Source organism: Romboutsia sp. 13368 (assembly GCF_018336475.1).
Classification (GTDB): Bacteria; Bacillota; Clostridia; order Peptostreptococcales; family Peptostreptococcaceae; genus Romboutsia.
On the sequence record NZ_CP048741.1, the window covers coordinates 186,598 to 198,010 of the forward strand.

At 25.8% G+C, this 11,413-nt stretch carries 14 protein-coding genes; 9 read left to right on the forward strand and 5 right to left on the reverse strand.

The window, feature by feature from the left end; genetic code table 11:
* Nucleotides 1–84: 84 nt before the first annotated feature.
* The gene (locus G3997_RS00810) at nucleotides 85–756 is read right to left on the reverse strand and encodes a YczE/YyaS/YitT family protein (RefSeq protein ID WP_296646600.1); all 672 of its coding nucleotides are present in this window, start codon (nucleotides 754–756) and stop codon (nucleotides 85–87) included.
* A 154-nt stretch (nucleotides 757–910) separates the two neighbouring features.
* On the opposite strand from G3997_RS00810, the gene G3997_RS00815 reads away from it, so the two are divergent.
* On the forward strand, nucleotides 911–2,218 hold the full coding sequence (locus G3997_RS00815; RefSeq protein WP_296646603.1) for a bifunctional folylpolyglutamate synthase/dihydrofolate synthase: 1,308 nt from the start codon (nucleotides 911–913) through the stop codon (nucleotides 2,216–2,218).
* A gap of 52 nt (nucleotides 2,219–2,270) precedes the next feature.
* Here the strand turns inward: G3997_RS00815 and G3997_RS00820 are convergent, their stop codons facing one another.
* Nucleotides 2,271–2,519, reverse strand: coding sequence for a TIGR03905 family TSCPD domain-containing protein (locus G3997_RS00820; RefSeq protein WP_296646605.1), 249 nt, complete (start codon nucleotides 2,517–2,519; stop codon nucleotides 2,271–2,273).
* Between the two features lie 125 nt (nucleotides 2,520–2,644).
* Here G3997_RS00820 and G3997_RS00825 point away from each other — a divergent pair, with 125 nt between their 5' ends.
* A complete protein-coding gene (locus tag G3997_RS00825) occupies nucleotides 2,645–3,511 on the forward strand; it encodes a YncE family protein (RefSeq protein WP_296646608.1) in 867 nt (288 codons plus the stop codon).
* A 2-nt stretch (nucleotides 3,512–3,513) separates the two neighbouring features.
* Here the strand turns inward: G3997_RS00825 and G3997_RS00830 are convergent, their stop codons facing one another.
* The 3 genes from G3997_RS00830 to G3997_RS00840 all read right to left on the reverse strand — a co-directional run bounded on the left by G3997_RS00830 (nucleotide 3,514) and on the right by G3997_RS00840 (nucleotide 4,778).
* Nucleotides 3,514–4,050 (reverse strand): DUF4364 family protein, encoded by a 537-nt coding sequence (locus G3997_RS00830; RefSeq protein ID WP_296646613.1) that lies wholly within the window; start codon nucleotides 4,048–4,050, stop codon nucleotides 3,514–3,516.
* Between the two features lie 263 nt (nucleotides 4,051–4,313).
* Nucleotides 4,314–4,517 (reverse strand): alpha/beta-type small acid-soluble spore protein, encoded by a 204-nt coding sequence (locus G3997_RS00835; RefSeq protein WP_296646616.1) that lies wholly within the window; start codon nucleotides 4,515–4,517, stop codon nucleotides 4,314–4,316.
* A 96-nt stretch (nucleotides 4,518–4,613) separates the two neighbouring features.
* Entirely contained in the window at nucleotides 4,614–4,778 is a 165-nt protein-coding gene (locus tag G3997_RS00840; protein ID WP_296646619.1) for a hypothetical protein, read from the reverse strand.
* Between the two features lie 129 nt (nucleotides 4,779–4,907).
* Here G3997_RS00840 and G3997_RS00845 point away from each other — a divergent pair, with 129 nt between their 5' ends.
* The 7 genes from G3997_RS00845 (at nucleotide 4,908) to hpt (ending at nucleotide 11,268) form a co-directional block, all read left to right on the forward strand.
* On the forward strand, nucleotides 4,908–5,666 hold the full coding sequence (locus G3997_RS00845) for a polysaccharide deacetylase family protein (protein WP_296646622.1): 759 nt from the start codon (nucleotides 4,908–4,910) through the stop codon (nucleotides 5,664–5,666).
* 95 nt (nucleotides 5,667–5,761) lie between these two features.
* Nucleotides 5,762–6,397 (forward strand): single-stranded DNA-binding protein, encoded by a 636-nt coding sequence (locus G3997_RS00850; protein WP_296646624.1) that lies wholly within the window; start codon nucleotides 5,762–5,764, stop codon nucleotides 6,395–6,397.
* Nucleotides 6,398–6,488: 91 nt separating this feature from the next.
* Nucleotides 6,489–7,058, forward strand: coding sequence for a class I SAM-dependent methyltransferase (locus G3997_RS00855; protein WP_296646626.1), 570 nt, complete (start codon nucleotides 6,489–6,491; stop codon nucleotides 7,056–7,058).
* Between the two features lie 79 nt (nucleotides 7,059–7,137).
* Nucleotides 7,138–7,275: a hypothetical protein gene (locus tag G3997_RS00860; RefSeq protein WP_296646629.1), complete on the forward strand. Its 138-nt coding sequence runs from the start codon at nucleotides 7,138–7,140 to the stop codon at nucleotides 7,273–7,275.
* A 2-nt stretch (nucleotides 7,276–7,277) separates the two neighbouring features.
* Nucleotides 7,278–9,047 carry a sigma-54-dependent Fis family transcriptional regulator gene (locus tag G3997_RS00865; RefSeq protein WP_296646632.1) on the forward strand — a complete coding sequence of 590 codons (1,770 nt, stop codon included), beginning with the start codon at nucleotides 7,278–7,280 and terminating at the stop codon, nucleotides 9,045–9,047.
* Between the two features lie 307 nt (nucleotides 9,048–9,354).
* Nucleotides 9,355–10,662 (forward strand): L-cysteine desulfidase family protein, encoded by a 1,308-nt coding sequence (locus tag G3997_RS00870; RefSeq protein WP_296646635.1) that lies wholly within the window; start codon nucleotides 9,355–9,357, stop codon nucleotides 10,660–10,662.
* 69 nt (nucleotides 10,663–10,731) lie between these two features.
* A complete protein-coding gene (gene hpt / locus G3997_RS00875) occupies nucleotides 10,732–11,268 on the forward strand; it encodes a hypoxanthine phosphoribosyltransferase (protein ID WP_296646638.1) in 537 nt (178 codons plus the stop codon).
* The last annotated feature ends 145 nt before the right edge of the window (nucleotides 11,269–11,413 follow it).

The window sequence follows — 11,413 nt, forward strand, 5'->3', positions numbered from 1 at the left end:
TTAATTTGATATAAAAATATATCTTATGTAGATAATTTAAAGTCAAATAATTCTAATATGTATTCCATTGAGAAATAATATAAGTTAATTTAAGCTAGTTACAGATTTAGAATTTGATTTTACTTTATTAGATAATTTATCAAATATATTATTACATGGCTTTTGTAAATATTGAATCATAGGTCCAATTGCTAAAATAATTATAATAGTACCAACCCCTATTGTACCACCTAATATAAAACCAAGTACAAGACCAATTGACTCAGATGTGATTTTAGATGTCATTAAAGATAAATTAAGCTTAGATTTTAAAGCTAACATAAAGTAATCTAGTGGAGTATTAGGTAATTTTGATACTAGATATATAGATATACCAATACTTATAACAGGTAAAGCTAAAATAAACACACCAAATTGCATTAGATAACTAGTCATTTCTATATCACCTAAAAATAACATCCAAAAATCTATAAATAATCCTAAAGATATAGAAGTTATCATAGTTGCTATATTAGGAAACTCTTTATTAATGATTCCACCGATAATTATTTGTATAATTGCTGCGATATTCATACATACTCCAATTGATAAGCCTGTTTTTTCGCTTAATCCAATATTTACTGCATCCCAAGGTCCATTTCCAAAATTAGAAATAGCTATAAGAGATATACCTAACCCCATAATAAGAAGACCGACTAAGAAAAATCCTATTCTAAGTGGTATATTTTTTTTGTCAAATTTTAAAGTACTCTCCATTAAAACCCTCCTAATTAAATATATTTATTATATACATTATACATTTTTGGAGACTAAATGCAAAACTTATAAAAATATATTATAATAAAATGGTAGATAATATGAAAAAATCTCGTACAAATTTAAGCAAAATTCTAATTAAGAGGGGATAAATATGGATTATAAAGAATCATTAAAATATATAGAAGAAACACATAAGTTTGGAATAAGATTAGGTTTAGATAATATGGCAAAGCTTTTAGAGCTTTTAGGAAATCCACAAGATAAACTAAATGTAATACATGTTGCAGGAACTAATGGAAAAGGTTCAACATGCTCTTTTATAACGAGTATGTTAAAAGAATGTGGATATAAGGTAGGTTTATATACATCTCCATATTTAGAAACATTTACAGAAAGAATAAGAATAAATGGTGAAAATATACCAGAAGAAGATGTAGCTAGAATAGTGACACTTATAAGAGAAAAGATAGAGCAAATGGTATCAGAAGGATATAGTTATCCAACTGAATTTGAGATTGTAACTACAATGGCATTTTACTACTATTGTGAGCAAAATGTTGATTTTGTTGCACTTGAAGTTGGGCTAGGCGGTAGATATGATGCTACAAATATAATAAAAAAATCAGATATAAGTGTTATAACTTCAATAAGCTTAGACCATGTAGGAATACTAGGAGATACAGTTGCGAAAATAGCTTATGAAAAAGGTGGAATAATAAAAGAAAATGGAATAGCTGTAGTATATGACCAAAGTGATGAAGCTAAAAATGTTATAAAAGATATATGCAAAGAAAAAAATGCAATATATATAGAAGCTAAATTTGATGATGTAAATATAAAGAAATCTGATATAAATTCTCAAATTTATGATTGTACTATAATGGGACAAAGATATGAAGATTTAGAAGTTCAACTTATAGGAGAACACCAAATAAATAACTCTATATTAGCATTAAGTGCAATTGAAATTTTAAAAGAACTAAAACATTTAAATATAAATGAAGATGATATAAGAAAAGGTCTTATAAATACAAGATGGCCAGGTAGAATAGAAAAACTAATGGACAACCCTACATTTATAATAGATGGTGCACATAATGAAGATGGAGCAAGATCTTTAGCTAAAGCTATAGAAAAGAACTTTAAAGGAAAAAAAGGAACTCTTTTAATAGGAATGTTAGAAGATAAAGATATAGATGGTGTTTTAGAAATACTTATGCCTTATTTTGATAAGGTTATAACTACGACTCCAGATAATGATAGAGCAATAAATTGTGAAGTATTAAAAAATAAAATATCTAAATATATAGATAATGTTGTTTCTATAGAAAATATAGAAGATGCTGTGAATTATACTTTAAAAAATGCAAAAGAAGAAGATGTAATAATAAGTGCAGGTTCTTTATATATGATAGGAAGTGTTAGAACTATATTAAATAATCTTTTAGTTTTAAATTAATAAAATATTACATAGTTTTTGTAAATANATAWATGTACTTAAATTTAAGTATTTAATTTATATTTTCACGAATAGCTTTAGATAATTGATCAGGACAAGATGTAACTTTTCCTCCACATGGTATATTAGCTAATTTATCAGCTACTTCGTGAGCATTTTGACCTATTACTAAGTGCTTAAGTCCTAAAAGATTCCCAGGACATCCCCCAACAAAATTAACATCAGTTATGATATTATTCTCATTAACCTCAAAAGTCATTTCTCTACAGCAAACACCGCTTGGTTTAAATGTTATTTTCATAAAATAAACTCCTAATTATATTAAGTTATAGTTAATATAATGATACAACAAAAGAAAGGTATAATACAAGCACCATATGTAATATATTTCAATAGTATATATATTATAGGGAGGAGGCTGATTTTTTGAAGGTATATATTTCTAACTATTTATCTCAAAGTATAAGCATACTAGATTATCCAAATTTTGAGCTAGAAGTAGATATAAAACTAGGTGAAGATATATATCCACATAATTTCTGTATAGATAAAATAAGAAATTTAGCATATATACCAAGTTCGCTCGGTGGAGAAGTATATGTGTTAAATTTAAGTACAGGAAAGATAATAGATGATATATCTATTGGTGGAAACTTAACTAATATAGCTTTATGGAATGATGAAATATTTATAGCAAATCAAGATTCAAATAGTATATATGTATTAGATGCTAATACACTAAATCCAATTGGATTAATTGGTATAGATAATATGCCACATGGATTTGATATAGATACTAAAAATAATAGATTATATGTAGCCTGTGTAAACTCTATTATTTGTATAGATATTGTTAACAAGTGTATATGTAATAAAATTGATACTGATTTTAAAGCATGGCATATAAAAATAGATAAAGAAAAAGGAGAAATATATACATCAACTTTAGATGGAAAAGTAGTTGTACTGAAAGCTGAAACTTTAGAAATAATTAAGGTTATTGATGAGTTTTTAATACCAATACAAATTTGTTTTAATTATGAAGATAAAAAAATATATGTAGCGGATATGGGTCACAAAGCAGTAATAGTATTAGATTATGTTACAGGTAATATTTTAGATTTTATAAAGATAGATGGAGATCCTCAAGGCCTTCAAATATCAAATGATTATAAATTACTATTTGTATCAGATACTAAAAATAATTTAACAAAAATATATAATACATTAGATAATTCTTTAATAAAAAATATAAATGTAGGAAAAGAGCCTACAACAATATTATGTGTGTAGGCTTAATGGTCTTCTTTTATTAATAAGTCTATAATTTCTGCATACATATAAGATGCATTTCTTTTCCAATTATTGCAGATTTGTTGAGCTTGCTTTTCAGAAGAAACATTTAAATTTAAATCTATTAAGTTTGATTGATTTTCTATAACTCTTAAGTTAACAATAAATTCATTATCATTTTGTTGAATAAAACTTGATTTTACTTCAGTGTCAGATAATAAGTTTTGTTTATTAAGAGATATATACTCGTCTATTTTCTTAGTAACATCTTCTGGAATTCTAGATAAGAAGTATTCTAAAATCTCAAGTCCTTTTTGAGTAAGAGAGTAATATTCTCTATCAGATTCTTTATATGTAGTTAAAAATTTAGATTCCATAAGCTGAGATAAAAACTGCTGGAGAGAAAAATAATTCATCATTTCAGTTTCTAGAACAACTTGCGTTATTTGAGAATTAGTTAAATCCATATTAATTTTATCTAGTATGTATAAAATTAAGAGCTTATGAGAAGCTAATTCTTCAGATGAGTTTTCAAACATAATATCATCCTCCGTAAACTATTTCTATATAATATATTAAACTAAAATATATAAAAATAAAAGTAGAATTTATATATTATTATAAGTATATTTTTTATATACTAATCATTATAAATTAAAAATACACTTAGTTATTTTATTAAAAAATTATAGAATAAATTGGTAATTACATAAATTAAAAATAATAAGATTTGTTTATTTGAGAAACAAAAAGGCTACCCAATTGGTAGCCTTTTTTAACTTAGGTGTCAAAATCTACTATACTACTTACCAGCCATTTGTTGTTCAGCTAATTCAACTAATTTTTTAGTCATATAACCACCAACATAACCATTTTGTCTAGCTGTTAAGTTTCCTTTGTCAACAGTATCGTAGTTTTGTAATCCTATTTCGTTAGCTATTTCTAACTTCATTTGATTTAAAGCTGCTTTAGCTTCTGGAACTACAGTTCTATTGTTGTTTGACATAGTAAATTTCCTCCTTAGATGATAGTTAACAACATACTGTGTTGTTGATTATAATGTTCCCTTAAATTTGAGAAAGTATACCTAAGTTAAAAAAATTTATCGATATTTTTTAGACATTTTAATTTTTTTGTCTTTACGTATTCCATCTTGTATTCCATGAGGCTCTCTAGCATAGTCTCTTTTGGACACGTTTATTATTTCTCTTGAAGGTTCTATTTGATGGCCTTTAATGATATTAAATTCGCTTCTAAGATTAGACATAAAATACACCACCTTTATTTAGGATTACTTTTAAGTTGCCCAAATAATTAATTTATTTTTATAGTAATTTTTTGAAATAAGTAAAATAAGTTTTATTAGATAGATTTTTTAAGGAGGTGTTATATAAATTTGAGAATCAAAAAAAATAAAGGTTTAATTTCGAGTATATTTTTTGTAATTTTAACGATGACTTTATTATTTGGTATGGTTTATGGAATAAGATATGTATGCTATAAACAAGAAGATTCAAATATGCCAATATATAAGGTTGATACAGATGATAAAAAAATAAGTTTGAGCTTTGATGTTGCATGGGGTTCAAATAATATAGATGAAATATTAAACATATTAGATAAACATAATGCAAAAGCAACATTTTTCTTAGTTGGAAGTTGGGTAGATGATAATGAAGAATTAGTAAAAAAAATACATAGTAAAGGTCATGAATTAGGAAATCATTCTAATACTCATTCTAATACTACAGTTTTATCTGATGAAGATATACTACAGGAAATTCAATTAACTACAGATAAAATACAAAAAATAACTGATGAAGAAGTAACTTTATACAGACCTCCATTTGGAGAAGTAGATGGCAAAACTATGGAAATATGTAAATCATTAGGTTACCAAGTTATAAAATGGGATATAGATTCTTTGGATTGGAAAGAGATTGGAACGCAGCATATTATTGATAGGGTTATAAGAAATTCTGAGCCAGGTTCTATAGTATTATTTCATGCGAATGTAAATGGAATTAATTATTACTTAGATGATATATTAACTAAATTAAAACAAGATAATTATGATGTAGTATCAGTATCAGAGTTACTGTACGAAGGTGATTATACAGTTGATAGTAATGGAGTTCAAAAAATAAAAAAGTAAATTGTAATAAAAAGTATTGTACATAAATATATTTATTATATAGTTTTAAAAAATTATGATAAAAGAGGTTAATTAACAATTCTGGGGGGATAAAAATGATAGTTGTAAAAGAAGATACTAATATAGTTAATTTAAAAGGTAGAATAGAAAATAGCTTACAATTTAGTCATGAAATATTTGGGGAAAAATTCTATACTACTAAGATAAAAATAAATAGACTTAGTGAGTCTTATGATGTTTTACCTATAACTGTTTCAGAGAGATTATTAGAAGAAGTAGATTTAGAGGAAGATAAATTAGTTAAAATTACAGGTCAATTAAGATCTTATAATAAAAATATAGACAATAAAAATAGATTAGTATTAACAGTATTTGTGAGAGATATGCAAGTTGAGGAAGAAGATAGCAAGGATCCAAATAGTATATTTTTAGATGGATATGTATGTAAAGAACCTATATATAGAAAAACTCCATTAGGAAGGGAAATAACTGATTTATTAGTTGCTATAAATAGACCATACAATAAATCAGATTATATACCATCGATAGTATGGGGAAGAAATGCAAAATTTGCAAAAAGCTTGAAGGTTGGAGACAGGATACAAATGTGGGGTAGAGTTCAAAGTAGAGAGTATGAGAAAAAAGGTATAGATGGTGAATTAATAAAGAAAACTGCTTATGAAGTTTCTATTTCAAAGATAAAAAAGATGTCAGAAAATAACAATGATTAAAAATTTTTAGCTCAAAAATTTCCTATTGAATAGTTATCTCCAATTTATTATAATCTATTTTATGAAATTATAGATAAATAGGGGGGGCACTATGAAAAGCATACTATATCATAGTTATGATCCTCATGATGATTTAACAGATACTTCTGATGATATAACGTGTTTTTTAGATACTGTAAAGTATAAGATAGGAAACAATATACTTCTTGTTGGAAATATAGGTAATCTAGGAAACAGACTAAGAATGTTAGGAGTTTCGGTTACAATATTAGAGGATACTTGCTATGAAGATATATGTTACTCTTTAATAAAAAATATTAATTGTAATGTTGTAAAAGGAAGTTTAGAGTATTTACCCTTTGAAAATGAATACTTTGATAAAGTAATTATCTTAGATTATTTTAATCATACAACACACTGTGAAAGAGTAATAAAAGAAATCAATAGAGTATTGAAGATAAATGGAGAAGTTATATTAGAAGACTTAAATTTAAAGAATATAAAAGTTAAATTAAAGAATCTAAAACATAAAATTTGTGGTGAAAGTATAAATTATCATTATCCTAATGAAGTTATTCATTTATTTTCAAAAGTGAACATTGATGGTACATTAAAAGAAATAGAAAATGAAAGATACATTTATATAGGTAAGAGAAAATAGATAGAAATAGTGTAATAAAGACTAGGTTTTACCTAGTCTTTTATATTATAAAAAATAAAAAGGTAGGAGAAATATATTTATGATAAATTATAATTTAATAATAGTAGTGATGCTTTTTACAATATTAATGTCTATTCAATTTACATTAAATAAAATATATGTATTATTAAAAGATATTAAAGAAATTCTTAACTTAAAAAAATTTAAGGATATGTAAACATGATAACTCTAAAATACATAAAGGATGAAATACAAAAAATAGCAGAGGCTATAGAAGCAGTTTTAAACATAGATGTAACTATAGTTGATGAAAATTTAATTAGGGTTGCAGGAACGGGTATATATATAGATAAGATTGGAAAAAAAGTAGATGGATACTCTGCTTTCAGAAAATCAATTTTAGAAAAATCAACTATATTAATAACAGACCCAAGTTGTAATGAAATATGTAAAGAATGCTACTATCGCTTTGATTGTAAAGAGTTTTCTGAAATATGTTGTCCTATAATATGTGATGGAAAATCATATGGAGTAATAGGACTTATAGCTTTTAATAAAGATCAAGCTGATAGAATTAATAATGATTATGAGAACCTTATTAATTTTTTAGGGAAGATGGCAGATTTAATTTCTAATAAATTAAAAGCACAAATTAAAGCATATGAATTAGAGTTAGAAAAGAAAAAATTAGAGACGTTATTAAATAGTATGGACAAGGCTATCGTATCTATAGATATACAGGGAAATATAGATAGATACAACTCAAAATTTAAAAAAATATTTAAACTAAAAGATGCAGCACATAATAAAAATATTTTTAACATTTTAGATTTTATGAAGAATACATCTATTAGTAAATTTGAAAAAGAGAGATCTAATAGTTTTTATTATAAAAAAGATAAGTATACCTTAAGGGGAGTATATAATGTAAGTGATATAACTTTAAATAATGAACTTAAAGGATATGTTATAGATTTCATAGATAAGAAAGATGCTATAAAGAACTATAATAAAATAAATAAAGAATACAAAATAATGTTAGATAGTATTATTGGGCAATCTGATATTATAGAAAATACAAAAAATGAAGCATTAATGGCATCAAAATCTACATCTACAGTATTAATAACAGGTGAAAGCGGAACAGGAAAAGAATTATTTGCAAGAGCTATACATAATCATAGTAAAAGGTGTGATAACCCATTTATAGCGGTAAACTGTGCTGCAATACCAGACAACTTACTAGAAAGTGAGTTATTTGGATATGAAGATGGTGCATTTACAGGAGCTAAAAAGGGTGGAAATCTAGGAAAGTTTGAACTTGCACATAAGGGAACTATATTTTTAGATGAAATAGGAGATATGAGCCTTCACCTTCAGGCAAAACTTCTAAGAGTTTTACAAGAAAAAGAACTTAATAAAATAGGATCTAATTATAATAAAACAATAGACGTAAGAGTAATAGCAGCTACAAACAAGAACTTAGAAGAGATGGTCAGTAGTGGCTTATTTAGAGAAGATTTATATTATAGATTAAATGTTATACCTATAAGCTTGCCAAGTCTAAGAGAAAGAAAAGAAGATATACCTTTACTAGTAGACTTTATGATTAAAGATTATTCTAAAAAATTAGATAAAGATGTAGAGTATATTGAAAATGATGTACTTGAAGAATTAATAAAATATAAGTGGCAAGGAAATATAAGAGAATTACAAAATATAATTGAATATAGTGTAAATATGTCATCGTCTAATATTATTACAATGGATTTACTACCTAATAGAATTAAGCAAAAGCAAAATACTGAAGTAATAATAGAATGTGAAGACATTGAAACTTTAGAACAACTTGAAAAAAGAGAGATAATAAAGGCTTTAAATAAATATAAAAACTACAAAAAAGATAAAGAAATAGTAGCTAAAGTATTGGGTATATCTAGAGCTACTTTGTATAGAAAATTAGATAAATATAATATAATCTCAAAATGATACAAAATCTCATTTTGAGATTTTTTTTTATCTTTTTGATACTAAAATAGAATTTATATATTATAAGATTAAACAATACTAAAATAGAATTTATATATTATAAGATTAAACAATAAATAAAACTTATTTAATTTATATATTTTTAAGTATAAATAAATTAAAACTGAATTATGGTTAATCTGTGTATCTTTTAAAGATTTATAATCATGATTTTGAAAATTTAATATTAAATTTATATAAAATTAAAAAGTTGGCATACTTATTGCTTAATATTAAAATTATAAAAATATTTTGGAGGGATAAAATAATGATGAATATAAAGAATAGATTAGTTGATATATTAAAAGCAGAAGTAAAGCCAGCATTAGGTTGTACTGAACCGGTAGCTGTAGCACTAGCATGTGCAAAAGCAAAGGAATTATTAGGGGAAAAAATAGTAAAACATACTGTATTAGTTAGTCCAAATGTATATAAAAATGGAATGTGTGTAGGTATACCAGGAACTGAAAGATTAGGATTAAAAATATCAGTAGCATTAGGATTTATAGGAGGTCATTCACAAAATGGATTAAGAGTACTAGAAACTTTAACACCAGAAGAAGTTAGACTTGCGGAAGAGTATATGGATAATAATCCTATAGATATATCACCTGCTAATACTAAAGAAAAGGTATATATAGAAGTTTATTTACAAGGTGAAACTAGAACTTCAAAAGCTATAATAAGAACTAAGCATGATAACTTTGTTTATTTAGAATCTGATGGAGAGGTTTTATTAAATGATGAAGAAAGTGCGATAGAATTAGTAGCTACAGCTGATAATGAAGAAAATATTATGGATACAATAACGATAAAAGCGTTAATTGAAAATATAGAAGAATTAGAATTTGAAGATATAGAATTTTTATTAGATGGAATAGCTATGAATGAAGAAATAGCTAATTATGGGTTAAATCAAAAAATAGGTATAGGTGTTGGATATGGAATTAAAAAGTCTATGGAAGACGGATTACTAGGAGATGATTTATTAAATAATGCTATGATGATAACTGCAGCTGCATCAGACGCTAGAATGGCAGGAGTTAAAATGCCTGTTATGAGTTCAAATGGTAGTGGAAATCACGGAATAACAGCTATACTTCCAATAGTTGCTTATAATAAGAAGTTTCCTCAAAGTGATGAAAAATTAGCTAAAGCTTTAGCAATATCTCATTTAGTTACAGCTTATGTAAAAAACTTTACAGGTAGATTATCTGCAGTATGTGGATGTGGCGTTGCAGCATCTACAGGAGCTTCAGCTGGTATAACTTGGTTAATGAGCGGAGATATAAAGAAAGTTGAAGGAGCAATAGAGCATATAGTAGCTAGTTTAAGTGGTATGATATGTGATGGAGCTAAATCTGGATGTGCAGTTAAATTAGCATCAGCAGCATCAGCAGCGGTACAAAGTGCTATAATAGCAAATCAAGATTGTTTTGTGCCTTCTAAAAATGGAATAGTAGGTTCAAATGTTGAAGAAAGTATAAAAAATTTAGGTAGAGTAAGTGATAAAGGAATGACAGTTACAGATGAGGTTATAATAAATGTAATGGATGATATGAATAAGGTTAAGTAATTGTCTTGCAAAACTATACAATCTCCTATAAAATGAATAATAATATCATCAATAGTGGAGGGTTAAACTATGAATATAGAAACTAAAAAGTGGGAAGTTTTATGTTCTGAAGAGCAGATAGCATCAAAACTTAAAGAATTAGGAGAGCAAATATCTAAAGATTATGAAGGAAAGAATCTTTTAGTGGTATCTTTATTAAAAGGAAGCTTCATATTCTGTGCAGACTTAGTAAGAAACATAACTGTACCAGTTAAAATAGAATTCATGACTACTTCTAGTTATGGACATGGAGAAGTAAATACAGGAGTAAAAGTAGTTTCAGATGTTAACTGTGACTTAGAAGGATATGATGTATTAATAGTTGACGATATAACAGATACAGCACTTACTATGCATCACGTTATAAATCACTTAAAAGCTAAAAATCCAAACAGTGTAAAATCTTGTGTATTACTTGATAAGCCAAGCAGAAGAAAGGTAGAATTAGTACCTGATTACTGTGGATTTGAAATAGAAGATAAATTCGTTGTAGGGTATGGATTAAACTATGGTGATTACTATAGAAATATACCTTATGTATTCAACGTTACAAATGAAGATAGATAATAAAAAGTTGCTTTTTTAGCAACTTTTTTACTTTTATATACATATTGATACATAAGTCATCAATAGTTTTTGATATATGATAAAATTGTACACATAATAATATAGTAGTTGTTACTATGTGTATAAAATATAGAATAATAATATT